The following is a 13923-nucleotide window of genomic DNA, read 5'->3' as shown; positions in this document are numbered from 1 at the left end:
ATGGTTTGTAGACACGGCCCGAGCGGCCGCGGCCGCGCGCGGCCGTGTCTACAAACCATTTTCGCAACTGACGATCATTGTTCGTCAGGTCGAAGCCGAAGCGGCCGCGTAAGGGCGCAGGAGAATACGATGGGTCAAAAGATCAATCCGATCGGTCTGCGTCTCGGCATCAACCGGACCTGGGATTCCCGCTGGTTCGCGGGCAAGCAGGAATACGGCAAGCTGCTGCACGAGGACGTCAAGATCCGCGAGATCCTGCACAAGGAGCTCAAGCAGGCGGCCGTCGCCCGCATCGTGATCGAGCGTCCGCACAAGAAGTGCCGCGTCACCATCCACTCGGCCCGTCCGGGCGTGGTGATCGGCAAGAAGGGCGCCGACATCGACAAGCTGCGCAAGAAGGTCGCCGACATCACCTCGTCGGACGTCGTGATCAACATCGTCGAAATCCGCAAGCCGGAGCTCGACGCCACGCTGGTCGCCGAATCGATCGCGCAGCAGCTCGAGCGCCGCGTCGCGTTCCGCCGCGCCATGAAGCGCGCGGTGCAGTCGGCGATGCGTCTCGGCGCGGAAGGCATCCGCATCAACTGCTCGGGTCGTCTGGGCGGTGCGGAAATCGCGCGCATGGAGTGGTACCGCGAAGGTCGCGTGCCGCTGCACACGCTGCGCGCCGACATCGACTACGGCGTTGCGACCGCGTTCACGACCTTCGGCACCTGCGGCGTCAAGGTCTGGATCTTCAAGGGTGAGATCCTCGAGCACGATCCGATGGCCCAGGACAAGCGGATGGCTGAAGGCGAGACCGGTGGTGGCGGCAGTGGCCGGCCGCGTCGCGACGCAGCTTGAAGCCAGGACAGGAATTGAGGGCTTAAAGCCATGATGCAACCTAAGAAAACGAAGTTCCGGAAGGCGCATAAGGGCCGTATCCACGGCGTTGCGACTTCGGGCGCGACGTTGGCCTTCGGCCAGTTTGGCCTCAAGGCCACCGAGCCGGATCGCGTCACCGCGCGCCAGATCGAAGCCGCCCGTCGCGCGCTGACCCGTCACATGAAGCGTGCCGGCCGCGTCTGGATCCGAGTGTTCCCGGACGTGCCGGTGTCGAAGAAGCCGGCGGAAGTCCGCATGGGCTCCGGCAAGGGCTCGCCCGAATTGTGGGTCGTGCGTATCAAGCCGGGCCGGGTGCTGTTCGAGATCGACGGCGTCAACAACCAGACCGCACGCGAGGCGCTGACCTTGGCCGCTGCCAAGCTGCCGATCAAGACGCGCTTCGTCGAGCGCATTGCGGAGTAATGGCCATGGCCCAGATGAAGATCGAAGACATCCGCGCGATGAGCCCCGACCAGCAGGATGACGCCATCCTGAACCTGAAGAAGGAGCGCTTCAACCTGCGCTTCCAGCGCGCCACCGGGCAGCTCGAGAACACCTCGCGCCTGCGCGAGGCCCGCCGTGACATCGCCCGGATCAAGACCGTCGCCGCGCAGAAGCGCGCGAAGAAGAAGTAAGGGGCTTACGAATATGCCGAAACGTACTTTGCAAGGCGTGGTCGTCAGCGACAAGACTGCCAAGACCGTCGTGGTGCGGGTCGACCGCCGCTTCACGCATCCGATCTACAAGAAGACGATCCGCCGTTCGAAGAACTACCACGCGCACGACGAGAACAACCAGTTCAAGCCGGGCGACATGGTGTGGATCGAGGAAACCAAGCCGATTTCGAAGTTGAAGCGCTGGATCGTGATCCGGGGCGAACACAAGAAAAGCGCCTGATCTGTCGGCTCTCACCGACTGACTTCAGGGAAATGTTGAGCGCCGGCTGGGCTGGCGCAAATAGGAAGAGGACGAGGTGCATCAATGATTCAGATGCAGACCAACCTCGACGTGGCCGACAATTCTGGCGCACGCCGTGTCATGTGTATCAAGGTGCTTGGAGGCTCCAAGCGCCGTTACGCCACCGTGGGCGACATCATCGTCGTGTCGATCAAGGAAGCGATTCCGCGCGGTAAGGTGAAGAAGGGCGACGTGATGAAGGCCGTGGTGGTGCGGGTCCGCAAGGACATCCGCCGTGCCGACGGTTCGGTCATCCGCTTCGACCGCAACGCCGCCGTCCTGATCAACAACCAGGCCGAGCCGGTCGGCACCCGTATCTTTGGGCCCGTGCCGCGCGAGCTGCGCGCCAAGAACCACATGAAGATCATTTCGCTCGCGCCGGAGGTGCTGTGATGGCTGCGAAGATCCGCAAGGGCGACAAGGTCATCGTTCTGACCGGTCGCGACAAGGGCCGCACCGGCGAGGTGTTCGAGGTCCGCCCGGACGCCGGCACCGCTCTGGTGCGCGGCATCAACATGGTCAAGCGTCACCAGAAGCAGACGCAGGCCCAGGAGGGCGGCATCATCTCGAAAGAGGCGCCGGTCCAACTGTCCAACATCGCGTATCTCGGCAAGGACGGAAAGCCGACGCGCATCGGATTCAAGATTCATGCGGACGGCAAGAAGGTCCGCGTTGCCAAGAGCTCGGGAGCTGAGATCGATGGCTGAGGCCGCTTACACCCCGCGCCTGCGCGCGGAATACGACAGCAAGATTCGCACGGTCATGACCGAGAAGTTCGGTTATGAAAACGTCATGCAGGTGCCGCGACTGGACAAGGTCGTGCTCAACATGGGCGTGGGCGACAGCGTCAACGACCGCAAGAAGGCCGAGACCGCGGCTGCCGAATTGACGCAGATCGCCGGCCAGAAGGCGATCGTGACCTATTCGCGCATCGCGATCGCGACCTTCAAGCTGCGTGAGAACCAGCCGATCGGCTGCAAGGTCACGCTGCGCAAGGCCCGCATGTACGAGTTCATCGACCGCCTGGTGAACGTCGCGCTGCCGCGCGTCCGCGACTTCCGCGGCCTGAACCCGAAGAGCTTCGACGGCCGCGGCAACTATTCGCTCGGCATCAAGGAACACATCATTTTCCCCGAGATCGACTTCGACAAGGTCACGGAGGCCCGCGGTATGGACATCACCGTCTGCACCACGGCCAAGACCGACGAAGAGGCGAGGGCCTTGTTGACCGCTTTCAATTTCCCGTTCCGGCAGTGAGTCGCTGACAAGCAGCCTCTCAAACGCGGATACCCAGGAGCCAAGCATGGCAAAGAAGAGTTCAATCGAGAAGAACAACCGGCGCAAGCGGATGGTGAAGAACGCCGCCGCCAAGCGCGAGCGGTTGAAGGCGATCATCGCCGACAAGAAGCTGCCGATGGAGGAGCGCTTCGCTGCGACGTTGAAGCTGGCGGAAATGCCGCGCAACTCGTCGGCGACCCGCATCCGCCTGCGTTGCGAGCTGTCGGGCCGTCCGCGCTCGAACTACCGCAAGAACAAGCTGTCGCGCATCGCGCTGCGCGACCTGGGCTCCAAGGGCATGGTCCCTGGCCTCGTGAAGTCGAGCTGGTAAGGAGGGTCGGTTAGATGTCTACGCACGATCCAATCAGCGATCTGATCACCCGCATCCGCAACGCGCAGATGCGTGCCAAGACCAAGGTCTCCACGCCTGGCTCCAAGATGCGCCAGAACGTGCTCGATGTGCTGAAGAACGAGGGCTACATCCGCGGCTACGCCACGGTCGAGCACACCTCCGGCCGCAGCGAGATCGAGATCGAGCTGAAGTATTTCGACGGCGAGCCCGTCATCCGCGAGATCGAGCGGGTCTCCAAGCCCGGGCGTCGTGTTTACGCCTCGGTGAAGAACCTGCCGCGGGTCAATAACGGACTCGGCATTTCGGTGTTGTCGACGCCGAAGGGGATCATGGCCGACCACGACGCGCGTGACGCGAATGTGGGCGGCGAAGTCCTCTTCACGGTGTTCTGAGAAGGATTTTTGATCCATGTCACGTGTTGGCAAAAGGCCGGTGGCGGTTCCGTCGGGCGTTACCGCGACCGTTGACGGGCAGACCGTCAAGATGAAGGGGCCGAAGGGCCAGCTTCAGTTCGTCGTCCATGACGACGTCGAAGTGAAGCTCGAGAGCGGCCAGGTCAAGGTCCAGCCGCGGGTCGAGACCAATCGTGCGCGTGCCCTGTACGGCACCGCTCGCGCCCAGGTCGCGAACCTCGTCGAGGGCGTCACCAAGGGCTTCGAGAAGAAGCTCGAGATCACCGGCGTCGGTTACCGCGCCGCGATGCAGGGCAAGAACCTGCAGCTCGCGCTCGGCTACAGCCACGACGTGGTCTACACGATCCCGGAAGGGATCACGATCACCGTGCCGAAGCCGACCGAGATCAACATCTCGGGCAGCGATATCCAGCGCGTCGGCCAGGTTGCCGCGGAGATCCGCAGCTACCGTCCGCCGGAGCCCTACAAGGGCAAGGGCGTGAAGTACGCCAACGAATTTATCTTCCGCAAGGAAGGCAAGAAGAAGTAACGGAGCCGGTCATGTCGAAAGCCAAGGTTACGAATGCCCGGCGCAAGCGGAGTGTGCGGCTGAAGCTGCGCCGCTCCGCCGGCGGCCGTCCGCGCCTGTCCGTATTCCGCTCGTCCAAGCACATCTACGCCCAGGTCATCGACGACCTGAAGGGCGAGACGCTGGCGTCGGCCTCCTCGCTCGAGAAGTCGATGCGCGACGGCGGCAAGACCGGCGCCGACATCGATGCGGCGAAGGCGGTCGGCAAGCTGCTGGCCGAGCGCGCTGCGGAGAAGGGCGTCAAGGAAGTCGTGTTCGATCGCGGCAGCTACCTCTATCACGGGCGCGTCAAGGCACTGGCCGACGCGGCGCGTGAGAGCGGGCTGAGCTTCTAACAGAATTTGAGGATTGAGGCGTAAGCCTCTGAAGGATTGGAAAAATGGCAGAACGCGAACAACGTGGTGGACGCGATCAACGCGGCGGCGGACGTGACCGCAAGGAGCGCGAGGAGCGCGACAGCGAGTTCGTCGACAAGCTCGTCCACATCAACCGCGTGGCCAAGGTCGTCAAGGGCGGCAAGCGCTTCGGTTTCGCAGCGCTGGTCGTGATCGGCGACCAGAAGGGCCGCGCCGGCTTCGGTCACGGCAAGGCGCGCGAAGTGCCCGAGGCGATCCGCAAGGCCACCGAGTCGGCCAAGCGCAACCTGACCCGCGTGTCGCTGCGCGACGGCCGCACGCTGCATCACGACATCGCCGGCCGTCATGGCGCGGGCCGTGTCTACCTGCGTGCAGCTCCCGCCGGTACCGGCATCATCGCCGGCGGCCCGATGCGCGCCGTGTTCGAGACGCTCGGCGTCCAGGACGTGGTGGCGAAGTCGATCGGCTCGTCGAACCCGTACAACATGGTTCGCGCGACCTTCGACGCGCTGAAGCATCAGGATTCGCCGCGGTCGGTCGCAGCGCGCCGCAACATCAAGGTGTCCACTCTGCAGTCCCGCCGCGTCGGCGGCGATGCCGAGGCGGCTGCTGACTAACGGAATCTTTTCGGAGTAGACCACAATGGCCAAGGCCGCAAAGACCATCAAGGTCGAGCAGATCGGCAGCGCGATCCGCCGCCATCACTCGCAGCGCTCGACCCTGATTGGGCTCAAGCTCAACAAGATCGGCCGCGTCGCCGAACTGCCGGACACGCCGGCGGTCCGCGGCATGATCGAAAAAGTTCACCATCTCGTTCGTATCGTCGACGGGAAGTAATAAGGAGAAGGGCGATGAAGCTCAGCGAGATCGCCGACAATCCCGGTTCGCGCAAGAAGCGCATGCGGGTCGGCCGGGGCATCGGTTCGGGCAAGGGCAAGCAGTCCGGCCGCGGCGGCAAGGGCCAGACCGCGCGTTCGGGCGTGCGCATCAAAGGTTTTGAAGGCGGCCAGATGCCGATGCATCGCCGTCTGCCCAAGCGCGGCTTCAACAACATCTTCCGCGTCGAGTTCGCCGAGATCAATCTCGACCGGCTCCAGGATGCGGTCGATGCCAAGAAGCTCGAGGCCGGCAGCGTCGTGAACGCCGAGGCCCTGGTGAAGGCCGGCGTGCTGCGCCGTTCCAAGGCCGGCGTGCGGCTGCTTGGCCGCGGCGAGCTCAAGGCCAAGCTGACAATCGAGGTGCACGGCGCCACGAAGTCGGCGATCGCGGCGGTCGAGAAGGCCGGCGGTTCGGTGAAGATCCTCGCTGCCCCCAAGGACGAAGGCGAGGCGGCGTAACAACTGCGTCATTGGCCCGCACCCTGCGGGCCTTTTCGCGTGCTTGACGATGGACTTATCGCTGCCGAGCACCAGATAATGTCCGGCGTCTGCCGGGTGTCCAGATCGTCGCGGGCATGACGGCGCAAAAGGCGGCGGGAGAAAGCCCAATATGGTCTCTGCAGCGGAACAACTTGCAGCCAACCTCAATTTCGGTGCGCTGGCCAAGGCCGACGAACTGAAGAAGCGCATCTGGTTCACGCTGGGTGCGCTGCTCGTTTATCGGCTCGGCACCTACATCCCGCTGCCCGGCATCGATCCCAACATCTGGGAGCAGGTGTTCCGTTCGCAGGCGGGCGGCATCCTCGGCATGTTCAACATGTTCGCCGGCGGCGGCATCCACCGCATGGCGATCTTCGCGCTGAACATCATGCCGTACATCTCGGCGTCGATCATCATCCAGCTCCTGACCACCGTCTCGCCACAGCTTGAGGCGCTGAAGAAGGAAGGCGAGGCGGGCCGCAAGCTGCTGAACCAGTACACGCGTTACCTGACCGTGATCCTGGCCGCGTTCCAGTCCTACGGCATTGCCGTCGGCCTCGAGGGCGCCGGCAACGTCGTCAGCGACCCCGGCCTGTTCTTCCGCCTGTCCACCACGATCACGCTGACCGGCGGCACCATGTTCCTGATGTGGCTGGGCGAGCAGGTCACCTCGCGCGGCATCGGCAACGGCATCTCGCTGATCATCCTGTCCGGCATCGTCGCCGAGCTGCCCTCGGCGCTCGCCAACATGCTCGAGCTCGGCCGTCAGGGCGCGATGTCGACCGGCCTGATCCTGGTCGTCATCATCATGGCGGTTGCCGTGATCGCCTTCATCGTGTTCGTCGAGCGCGCCCAGCGCCGGCTCTTGATCCAGTATCCGAAGCGCCAGGTCGGCAACAAGATGTTCGAGGGCCAGTCCTCGCATCTGCCGCTCAAGCTCAACACCTCGGGCGTGATCCCGCCGATCTTCGCGTCTTCGCTGCTGCTGCTGCCGACCACCGTTGCGAACTTCAACGCGGGCAAGGGGCCGGAATGGTTCCAGTGGATCACGACGCAGCTCGGCCACGGCCGTCCGCTGTTCCTGATCATGTATCTCGCGCTGATCGTGTTCTTCGCCTTCTTCTACACCGCGATCGTTTTCAACCCGACCGAGACCGCGGACAATCTGAAGAAGCATGGCGGCTTCATCCCGGGCATCCGTCCCGGCGAGCGCACTGCCGAATACATCGACTACGTGCTGTCGCGTATCACCGTGGTTGGCGCGATCTACCTTGCGATCGTCTGCTTGATCCCGGAAATCCTGATTTCCTACGCCTCGGTGCCGTTCTATTTTGGCGGCACGTCGCTGCTCATCGTGGTCAGCGTGACCATGGACACGGTGGCGCAGGTTCAGGGCTACCTGCTCGCCCATCAGTATGAAGGGCTGATCAGGAAGTCGAAGCTGAGGGGCCGCCGTAGATGACGAGGGAGCTCGCGCGCCGGATCGCTTTCACGATTGGCGCGCTGCTTCTTTTCAGGTTTGGCACTCATGTCCTGCTCCCGGGGCTTCGCCCGGGCGACTGGCTGACGGGCGGCCCGGCGGCGATCGGTGCGATAACCCGCCTATCGATCATCTGCCTCAACCTCATTCCCTATCTGAGCGCCGCGATTCTCGTCCAATTGGTCGCGATGGCGTGGGGCAGGCTGAATTCGCTCGCGCGATCGGGCGAGCGTGGCCGACGCAGGATCGCCCGTTACACGCTGATCCTGACGCTGCTGATCGCGTCCTTCCAGGCCTACGGCATCGCGACCGCGCTTCGCGATATCCCGAACGTCGTCCCAAATCCCGACGGCGGCTTCGTGCTGACCGCGACCGTCTCGATGGTCGGCGGCGTATTCTTCCTGGTCTGGCTGAGCGAGCTGATCACCCGCCACGGCATCGGCAACGGCATCGCGCTGATCCTCAGCGTCAACATCATCGTTTCGCTTCCATCCGACATCGCCGGCATCGCGAGCCTGTTGCAGAGCGGCGCGATCTCGTCTGGCCTCGTGCTCGGGCACATCGCGTTCTGGATCGCGACCGTCACCATCATGGTCGTCGTGGAGAGCGCGCGGCGAAATGTCCGCGTCGACTTTGCCGGACGCAAGATCGGGGATCGCGTGCTGCCGGCGCGGTCGGCGGTGCTTCCGATCAAGATCAACAGCGCCGGCTATCTGGTGCCGACCACGGTAGCGCCCTGGCTCTGGTTTCTGCCGCTGGCCGTTCTGACCTACGTCTATGGTGCCGATGCGCCTTTGATCGAGAGCGCCTACAAGCAGCTCAAGTTTGGCGCGCCCCTGCACATGATCCTCGGATCCGCCGCGGTCTTCGTGCTCGCCTTCATCTACACGGCCTATGTCGTCGATCCCGAGCACACGGCCAAATCGCTTATCCGGTATGGCGGTGCAGTTCCGGGTGTCGTGCCGGGCGAGGCGACGGCCGATCAAATCGATCGCGTGGCGTCATTGACGACCGTCGTCGGAGCCGTCTACCTGACGTCGGTGCTGTTGATTCCGGAGGTCTTCGAGCTTTACGGGATCGGGCTGCCTTATAGTATGATCATCAATGGTGGTGCGGCACTGATCGTGGTCTGCACTGTTCTTGATCTACGAAAACAGGTGCGCGACCTGTCGCTCACCAATGCGGGGGACGAACGCCGATGAGAATTATACTTCTGGGACCGCCGGGGTCGGGCAAGGGGACCCAGGCGCAACTTCTGGTGCAGCGCTACGGCATCGTCCAGCTCTCGACCGGCGAGATGCTGCGCGCGGCGGTGGCGGCCGGAACGCCGGTCGGGCTGAAGGCCAAGGAGATCATGGCCGGCGGCGGGCTGGTGCCCGACGACGTCGTGGTCGGAATCATCTCCGACCGGATCGACCAGCCGGACGCGAAGAAGGGGTTTATCCTCGACGGTTTCCCGCGCACCGTGCCGCAGGCCGAGGCGCTCGACGATCTCTTGAAGCAGAAGCACCTCAAGCTCGACGGCGTCATCGAGCTCCGCGTCAACGAGAGCGCGCTGCTGAGCCGCGTTGAGACCCGCGTCGCCCAGATGCGCGAGCGCGGCGAGGAGGTGCGGCTGGATGACACGCCGGAGGTGCTCACCAAGCGCCTCGCCAGCTACCGCAGCCAGACGGAACCGCTGATTCACTACTATTCCGAGCGCCGCAAGCTCTCGACCGTCGACGGCATGATGGCCATTGACGAGGTGACGAGGGCCATCCACAGGCTGCTTCTGGCGCTGGGCGCGGTCGAACCCAAGACCAACGCCAGGAGTGCGGCGAAGGCCGCTCCCGTCAAGAAGGGGGCCAAAAAGGCCGCCAAGGCGGCGAAAACGGCAAAAAAGCCCGCCAAAAAGGCCAAAAAAGCGGCCAAGAAGCCAGCCAAGGCCGCCAAGAAGGCCGCCAAGAAGGCCGTGAAAAAGGCCGCCAAAAAGACCGTCAAGAAGGCCGCGAAAAAGGGTGCCAAAAAGGCCCCAAAAAAGGTCACGAAAAGGCGAGCTAAGCGCTAGCAGCGGTTGACGAAACCCCCGGGAATCCCTTAATAAGCCCCGCATCCAAGTCGGATAGTTTCAGACGATGCCGGGCCCCAGGAAGACCGGGGGTGGGCGTCGTGTTCGCGTTTGTGAACACCTGCCCGAGAACACAAGCACTTAAAGCCCGGTCCTGACGAGGATCGGCAACAGGAGAGAAGGCCGTGGCCCGTATTGCCGGCGTAAATATTCCGACCAACAAGCGCACCCTGATCGCGCTCCAGTACATCCATGGCATCGGTCCGAAGATCGCCGCCGAGATCATCGAGAAGGTGAAGATCCCCGAGGATCGCCGCGTCAGCCAGCTGACCGACGCCGAAGTGCTTCAGATCCGCGAAGTGATCGACCGCGACTATCTCGTCGAGGGCGACCTGCGTCGTGAAGTCGGCATCAACATCAAGCGTCTGATGGACCTCGGCTGCTATCGCGGCCTGCGTCATCGTCGCGGTCTGCCGGTGCGCGGTCAGCGTACCCACACCAATGCGCGCACGCGCAAGGGTCCGGCCAAGGCGATCGCCGGCAAGAAGAAGTAAGTTTTCGCAATTCAGTTGTGGCGTGTGGCGACAGAGGGATCCTCGGTTCGCCACGCGCCTTTCGTTCCACAGGTGTAGCCGCTGGCATTACGGCGGCGTTTGAGATCACAGGAAAGGTCATCAATGGGCAAGGAAGCCACCCGCGTTCGCCGTCGTGAGCGCAAGAACATCGCCTCCGGCGTCGCGCACGTGAACTCGTCGTTCAACAACACGACCATCACCATCACCGATGCGCAGGGCAACACGATCGCCTGGTCGTCGGCGGGCACCATGGGTTTCAAGGGATCGCGCAAGTCGACCCCGTATGCAGCGCAGGTCGCTGCGGAGGACGTTTCCAAGAAGGCGCAAGAGCATGGCATGCGCACGCTGGAAGTCGAAGTCGCCGGTCCCGGTTCGGGCCGCGAGTCGGCGCTCCGCGCGCTGCAGGCTGCGGGCTTCACCGTCACCTCGATCCGCGACGTGACCACGATCCCGCACAATGGTTGCCGGCCGCGCAAGCGCCGCCGCGTTTGATACCAAGTTGCGGGCGCATCGTCGCCCGCGATGACTTTTGCAAGAAGCCGCGCGAATGATCCGCGGCCTTTCTCCAACGCCAGTGTTTGATGCCTCAAACTGACTGGCCTGTATGGGTGAAACAGTGACGATCCAGAAAAATTGGCAAGAACTGATTCGACCGAACAAGCTCCAGGTCTCGCCTGGCAGCGATCCGACGCGCTTTGCGACCATCGTCGCCGAGCCGCTCGAGCGCGGTTTCGGCCAGACCCTCGGCAACGCGCTGCGCCGCATCCTGCTGTCCTCGCTCCAGGGCGCGGCCGTGCAGTCGGTGCACATCGACGGCGTGCTGCACGAGTTCTCCTCGATCGCTGGCGTCCGTGAGGACGTCACCGACATCGTGCTCAACATCAAGGACATCTCGATCAAGATGCAGGGCGAAGGCCCCAAGCGCATGGTCGTGAAGAAGTCCGGCCCGGGCGTGGTCACCGCCGGCGACATCCAGACCGTGGGTGACGTCGTGGTGCTCAACCCTGACCTCCAGATCTGCACGCTCGACGAGGGCGCCGAGATCCGCATGGAGTTCACGGTCGCAACCGGCAAGGGCTACGTGCCCGCCGAGCGCAACCGGCCCGAGGACGCGCCGATCGGTCTGATCCCGGTCGACAGCCTGTACTCGCCGGTCCGCAAGGTCTCCTACAAGGTCGAGAACACCCGCGAGGGCCAGATCCTCGACTACGACAAGCTGACCATGACGATCGAGACCAACGGCGCGCTGACGCCGGATGATTCGGTGGCTTACGCCGCCCGCATCCTGCAGGACCAGCTCAACGTGTTCGTCAACTTCGAAGAGCCGCGCAAGGAAGTCACGCAGGAGATCATTCCGGATCTCGCCTTCAACCCGGCCTTCCTCAAGAAGGTGGACGAGCTCGAGCTGTCGGTGCGTTCGGCCAACTGCTTGAAGAACGACAACATCGTCTATATCGGCGACCTCGTGCAGAAGTCGGAGGCGGAAATGCTCCGCACCCCGAACTTCGGCCGCAAGTCGCTGAACGAGATCAAGGAAGTGCTGGCCCAGATGGGTCTGCATCTCGGCATGGAAGTGCCGGGCTGGCCGCCGGAGAACATCGACGAGCTCGCCAAGCGCTTCGAGGATCACTACTGATCTTTTCCACCGTCGTGGCCGGAGACATCCGGCCACGATTTTTTATTGGGCGAACGCAGGCAGCCCACCTGAGCAACATGTCCGACGAACCGTCGCGGCAGTACAGAAGTAAGGACTTAAGAAAATGCGTCACGGCAAGGTTCATCGGAAGCTCAATCGCACCGCCGAGCACCGCAAGGCGATGTTCGCCAACATGGCGGCTGCGCTGATCAAGCACGAGCAGATCGTCACCACGCTGCCCAAGGCCAAGGAGCTTCGTCCGATCGTCGAGAAGCTCGTCACCCTCGGCAAGAAGGGCGGGCTGGCCATGCGCCGCCAGGCCATCTCCGAGATGCGCGACAAGGACCAGGTCAAGAAGCTGTTCGACGTGCTGGCGGCGCGCTACAAGGACCGCCAGGGCGGCTACACCCGCATCATCAAGGCCGGCTTCCGCTACGGCGACAACGCCGCGATGGCCGTGATCGAGTTCGTCGATCGCGACGTCGACGCCAAGGGCCAGGACTCCGGTCCGGTGCAGGCCAAGGAAGCCGAAGCGGCGTAAGCCCGACGGCAGGGAAGTTTTGAGAAAGCGGCGCCCTCGGGCGCCGTTTTTTTTGACGACCGGTAGGGTGGGTTAGCCGTGCGGCTGCGCGAAGCGCAGTCCGCGCGGCGTAACCCACCACGTCTCTCGATGCGGAAAGAAAAGAGGTGGGTTACGCCAGCGAATTGCGCTTCGCGCAATCGCAAGGCTAACCCACCCTACGAGACACCAAAACGCCGCCGCGCTACTCCTCCTTGATCCCGGCCGTCTGCGCGATCTGCTTCATCTCCGCCGTCTCCTTGGTCACCGCGCCGGCCCAGTCGCCGAAGCGGGCAAAGCCCGGCTCGAAGCCGACCTTGGTGAAGCGCTCAATGACGGCGGGGCTGTTGATGATCTCCTCCAGCGTCGCCGTCAGCTTGTCGCGCACGGCCGGCGGCAGGCCTTTTGGCGCGACCACCGCGCCCCAGGAGGAGAAGTCGATGCTGCCATAGCCGAGCTCGGCGAGCGTCGGCACGTCCGGCAGGAACGGCGTGCGCTTGCCCGAGAACACCGCGAGCACCTTCACCGTGCCGGCCTCGATCTGCGGCTTCACGGCGATCACGGTGTCGACGTGATACTGGATGTGCTTGCCGATCAGATCGTTCATTGCCGGCGCGCTGCCCTTGTAGGGCAGGTGCACCATCTTGATCCCGGCGCTCGACTTGAACAGCTCGCCGGCGAAATGCGACACGGTCGCGACGCCGAACGACGCCAGCGACAGCTTGTCGGGGTTGGCCTTGGCCTCCGCGACGAGCGCGGCCACATCCTTGACCGGGTTGTCCTGGTAAGTGACCAGCGCCAGCGTGATCTTGCCGACCTGGCCGAGCGGCTCAAAGTCCTTCGCGGCGTCGTAAGGTACGCTCTCCTTGACCGCGGCCGGCAGGGTGAAGGTCGAGTTCGAGCTGAAGAACAGCGTGTAGCCGTCGGGTGCCGCGCGCGCGACCTCCTTGGCCGCGATCGTGGTGCCGCCGCCGGGGCGGTTCATGATGATGACGGGCTTGCCGAGCCGGGTCTCGAGCTCGCTGCCGATGATGCGGGCCACCACGTCGGAGGCGCCACCCGGCGGGAACGGGCAGATCAGTTGCAGGGGGCGTTCGGGATAGCCGTCCGCATGGGCGAGGGTGCCCGTCAGCACGGCTGCCGCGAACGCCGCGGCCGTTGCAAGTTTCGTCGTCCAGATGCTCATTCAGCTCGTCTCCGCGGTCGGATCGACCGATCGCGGATCGTAACATCGTAGGGTGGGCAAAGCGACCGCCGCAGCTCGCAGAGCGAAGGCGGAAGCGTGCCCACCACGTCTGTCAGACCTGTGGACAAGATGGTGGGCACGGCGCAAGCGCGCCTTTGCCCACCCTACGCAGCTGGTGGTCTACGCCGCGTCCAAGGAAGCGTCGGCCACCAATGGTGCAGCGCTCCGCGCCGAGGACGGCATCGTCAACACGATCGCGTAGGACGCACAACGACCCGTCGTCATGCCCGGGCT

At 63.8% G+C, this 13923-nt stretch carries 22 protein-coding genes and 2 pseudogenes; 23 read left to right on the top strand and 1 reads right to left on the bottom strand.

Annotated elements, in window-relative coordinates; all coding sequences use genetic code 11:
• The 22 genes and pseudogenes from C2U70_RS33600 to rplQ all read left to right on the top strand — a co-directional run.
• Positions 1–112: pseudogene (locus C2U70_RS33600) on the top strand (50S ribosomal protein L22); the annotation flags it as partial.
• 17 nt (positions 113–129) lie between these two features.
• Entirely contained in the window at positions 130–843 is a 714-nt protein-coding gene (gene rpsC, locus C2U70_RS30050; protein ID WP_140982252.1) for a 30S ribosomal protein S3, read from the top strand.
• 30 nt (positions 844–873) lie between these two features.
• The gene (gene rplP, locus C2U70_RS30045; protein WP_140982251.1) at positions 874–1287 is read left to right on the top strand and encodes a 50S ribosomal protein L16; all 414 of its coding nucleotides are present in this window, start codon (positions 874–876) and stop codon (positions 1285–1287) included.
• A gap of 5 nt (positions 1288–1292) precedes the next feature.
• On the top strand, positions 1293–1499 hold the full coding sequence (gene rpmC, locus C2U70_RS30040; protein ID WP_140982250.1) for a 50S ribosomal protein L29: 207 nt from the start codon (positions 1293–1295) through the stop codon (positions 1497–1499).
• 13 nt (positions 1500–1512) lie between these two features.
• Positions 1513–1761, top strand: coding sequence for a 30S ribosomal protein S17 (gene rpsQ, locus C2U70_RS30035; RefSeq protein ID WP_140982249.1), 249 nt, complete (start codon positions 1513–1515; stop codon positions 1759–1761).
• Positions 1762–1845: 84 nt separating this feature from the next.
• Complete coding sequence (gene rplN, locus C2U70_RS30030; protein ID WP_140982248.1) at positions 1846–2214, top strand: 50S ribosomal protein L14; 369 nt, start codon at positions 1846–1848, stop codon at positions 2212–2214.
• Positions 2214–2528, top strand: a complete 315-nt coding sequence (gene rplX / locus C2U70_RS30025; protein WP_140982247.1) for a 50S ribosomal protein L24 — start codon at positions 2214–2216, stop codon at positions 2526–2528. Before rplN ends, rplX begins: the two co-directional genes overlap by 1 nt.
• Positions 2521–3078 carry a 50S ribosomal protein L5 gene (rplE, locus tag C2U70_RS30020; RefSeq protein WP_140982246.1) on the top strand — a complete coding sequence of 186 codons (558 nt, stop codon included), beginning with the start codon at positions 2521–2523 and terminating at the stop codon, positions 3076–3078. The genes rplX and rplE overlap by 8 nt, the downstream gene beginning before the upstream one ends.
• A gap of 46 nt (positions 3079–3124) precedes the next feature.
• Entirely contained in the window at positions 3125–3430 is a 306-nt protein-coding gene (rpsN, locus tag C2U70_RS30015) for a 30S ribosomal protein S14 (protein WP_140982245.1), read from the top strand.
• A 14-nt stretch (positions 3431–3444) separates the two neighbouring features.
• A complete protein-coding gene (gene rpsH / locus C2U70_RS30010) occupies positions 3445–3843 on the top strand; it encodes a 30S ribosomal protein S8 (protein ID WP_140982244.1) in 399 nt (132 codons plus the stop codon).
• A 16-nt stretch (positions 3844–3859) separates the two neighbouring features.
• The gene (gene rplF / locus C2U70_RS30005) at positions 3860–4393 is read left to right on the top strand and encodes a 50S ribosomal protein L6 (RefSeq protein WP_140982243.1); all 534 of its coding nucleotides are present in this window, start codon (positions 3860–3862) and stop codon (positions 4391–4393) included.
• A gap of 11 nt (positions 4394–4404) precedes the next feature.
• Positions 4405–4767, top strand: a complete 363-nt coding sequence (gene rplR / locus C2U70_RS30000; protein ID WP_024342458.1) for a 50S ribosomal protein L18 — start codon at positions 4405–4407, stop codon at positions 4765–4767.
• A 44-nt stretch (positions 4768–4811) separates the two neighbouring features.
• Positions 4812–5405 (top strand): 30S ribosomal protein S5, encoded by a 594-nt coding sequence (gene rpsE / locus C2U70_RS29995; RefSeq protein ID WP_140982242.1) that lies wholly within the window; start codon positions 4812–4814, stop codon positions 5403–5405.
• A 25-nt stretch (positions 5406–5430) separates the two neighbouring features.
• Positions 5431–5625: a 50S ribosomal protein L30 gene (gene rpmD / locus C2U70_RS29990; protein ID WP_140982241.1), complete on the top strand. Its 195-nt coding sequence runs from the start codon at positions 5431–5433 to the stop codon at positions 5623–5625.
• A gap of 14 nt (positions 5626–5639) precedes the next feature.
• Positions 5640–6125, top strand: coding sequence for a 50S ribosomal protein L15 (gene rplO / locus C2U70_RS29985; protein ID WP_140982240.1), 486 nt, complete (start codon positions 5640–5642; stop codon positions 6123–6125).
• A gap of 151 nt (positions 6126–6276) precedes the next feature.
• Positions 6277–7608 (top strand): preprotein translocase subunit SecY, encoded by a 1332-nt coding sequence (gene secY, locus C2U70_RS29980; RefSeq protein ID WP_140982239.1) that lies wholly within the window; start codon positions 6277–6279, stop codon positions 7606–7608.
• Entirely contained in the window at positions 7605–8828 is a 1224-nt protein-coding gene (locus C2U70_RS29975) for a preprotein translocase subunit SecY (RefSeq protein ID WP_140982238.1), read from the top strand. The genes secY and C2U70_RS29975 overlap by 4 nt, the downstream gene beginning before the upstream one ends.
• Complete coding sequence (locus C2U70_RS29970; RefSeq protein WP_140982237.1) at positions 8825–9673, top strand: adenylate kinase; 849 nt, start codon at positions 8825–8827, stop codon at positions 9671–9673. The genes C2U70_RS29975 and C2U70_RS29970 overlap by 4 nt, the downstream gene beginning before the upstream one ends.
• Before the next feature lie 185 nt (positions 9674–9858).
• A complete protein-coding gene (gene rpsM / locus C2U70_RS29965; protein ID WP_140982236.1) occupies positions 9859–10227 on the top strand; it encodes a 30S ribosomal protein S13 in 369 nt (122 codons plus the stop codon).
• A gap of 123 nt (positions 10228–10350) precedes the next feature.
• The gene (gene rpsK, locus C2U70_RS29960; RefSeq protein WP_007603045.1) at positions 10351–10740 is read left to right on the top strand and encodes a 30S ribosomal protein S11; all 390 of its coding nucleotides are present in this window, start codon (positions 10351–10353) and stop codon (positions 10738–10740) included.
• Positions 10741–10852: 112 nt separating this feature from the next.
• Entirely contained in the window at positions 10853–11884 is a 1032-nt protein-coding gene (locus C2U70_RS29955) for a DNA-directed RNA polymerase subunit alpha (protein WP_140982235.1), read from the top strand.
• Between the two features lie 124 nt (positions 11885–12008).
• A complete protein-coding gene (gene rplQ, locus C2U70_RS29950) occupies positions 12009–12425 on the top strand; it encodes a 50S ribosomal protein L17 (RefSeq protein ID WP_140982234.1) in 417 nt (138 codons plus the stop codon).
• Positions 12426–12648: 223 nt separating this feature from the next.
• Here rplQ and C2U70_RS29945 read toward each other — a convergent pair whose 3' ends face one another.
• Complete coding sequence (locus C2U70_RS29945) at positions 12649–13629, bottom strand: Bug family tripartite tricarboxylate transporter substrate binding protein (RefSeq protein WP_246666901.1); 981 nt, start codon at positions 13627–13629, stop codon at positions 12649–12651.
• Positions 13630–13801: 172 nt separating this feature from the next.
• Between C2U70_RS29945 and C2U70_RS29940 the strand changes: the two are divergent.
• Positions 13802–13891 (top strand): annotated as a pseudogene (locus tag C2U70_RS29940) (oxidoreductase); the annotation flags it as partial.
• Positions 13892–13923: the final 32 nt, after the last annotated feature.

This window comes from Bradyrhizobium guangdongense (assembly GCF_006483445.1).
Taxonomy (GTDB): domain Bacteria; phylum Pseudomonadota; class Alphaproteobacteria; order Rhizobiales; family Xanthobacteraceae; genus Bradyrhizobium; species Bradyrhizobium guangdongense_A.
Note: the sequence above shows the minus strand (reverse complement) of the source record. Positions and strands in the feature narration are given on the sequence as shown.

Excerpts from the sequence above, each read along its gene's own strand:
- rpsC (WP_140982252.1), top strand. The coding sequence starts at position 130 with ATGGGTCAAAAGATCAATCCGATCGGTCTGCGTCTCGGCATCAACCGG.
- rplP (WP_140982251.1), top strand. The coding sequence starts at position 874 with ATGATGCAACCTAAGAAAACGAAGTTCCGGAAGGCGCATAAGGGCCGT.
- rpmC (WP_140982250.1), top strand. The coding sequence starts at position 1,293 with ATGGCCCAGATGAAGATCGAAGACATCCGCGCGATGAGCCCCGACCAG.
- rpsQ (WP_140982249.1), top strand. The coding sequence starts at position 1,513 with ATGCCGAAACGTACTTTGCAAGGCGTGGTCGTCAGCGACAAGACTGCC.
- rplN (WP_140982248.1), top strand. The coding sequence starts at position 1,846 with ATGATTCAGATGCAGACCAACCTCGACGTGGCCGACAATTCTGGCGCA.
- rplX (WP_140982247.1), top strand. The coding sequence starts at position 2,214 with ATGGCTGCGAAGATCCGCAAGGGCGACAAGGTCATCGTTCTGACCGGT.
- rplE (WP_140982246.1), top strand. The coding sequence starts at position 2,521 with ATGGCTGAGGCCGCTTACACCCCGCGCCTGCGCGCGGAATACGACAGC.
- rpsN (WP_140982245.1), top strand. The coding sequence starts at position 3,125 with ATGGCAAAGAAGAGTTCAATCGAGAAGAACAACCGGCGCAAGCGGATG.
- rpsH (WP_140982244.1), top strand. The coding sequence starts at position 3,445 with ATGTCTACGCACGATCCAATCAGCGATCTGATCACCCGCATCCGCAAC.
- rplF (WP_140982243.1), top strand. The coding sequence starts at position 3,860 with ATGTCACGTGTTGGCAAAAGGCCGGTGGCGGTTCCGTCGGGCGTTACC.
- rplR (WP_024342458.1), top strand. The coding sequence starts at position 4,405 with ATGTCGAAAGCCAAGGTTACGAATGCCCGGCGCAAGCGGAGTGTGCGG.
- rpsE (WP_140982242.1), top strand. The coding sequence starts at position 4,812 with ATGGCAGAACGCGAACAACGTGGTGGACGCGATCAACGCGGCGGCGGA.
- rpmD (WP_140982241.1), top strand. The coding sequence starts at position 5,431 with ATGGCCAAGGCCGCAAAGACCATCAAGGTCGAGCAGATCGGCAGCGCG.
- rplO (WP_140982240.1), top strand. The coding sequence starts at position 5,640 with ATGAAGCTCAGCGAGATCGCCGACAATCCCGGTTCGCGCAAGAAGCGC.
- secY (WP_140982239.1), top strand. The coding sequence starts at position 6,277 with ATGGTCTCTGCAGCGGAACAACTTGCAGCCAACCTCAATTTCGGTGCG.
- C2U70_RS29975 (WP_140982238.1), top strand. The coding sequence starts at position 7,605 with ATGACGAGGGAGCTCGCGCGCCGGATCGCTTTCACGATTGGCGCGCTG.
- C2U70_RS29970 (WP_140982237.1), top strand. The coding sequence starts at position 8,825 with ATGAGAATTATACTTCTGGGACCGCCGGGGTCGGGCAAGGGGACCCAG.
- rpsK (WP_007603045.1), top strand. The coding sequence starts at position 10,351 with ATGGGCAAGGAAGCCACCCGCGTTCGCCGTCGTGAGCGCAAGAACATC.
- C2U70_RS29955 (WP_140982235.1), top strand. The coding sequence starts at position 10,853 with ATGGGTGAAACAGTGACGATCCAGAAAAATTGGCAAGAACTGATTCGA.
- rplQ (WP_140982234.1), top strand. The coding sequence starts at position 12,009 with ATGCGTCACGGCAAGGTTCATCGGAAGCTCAATCGCACCGCCGAGCAC.
- C2U70_RS29945 (WP_246666901.1), bottom strand. The coding sequence starts at position 13,629 with ATGAGCATCTGGACGACGAAACTTGCAACGGCCGCGGCGTTCGCGGCA.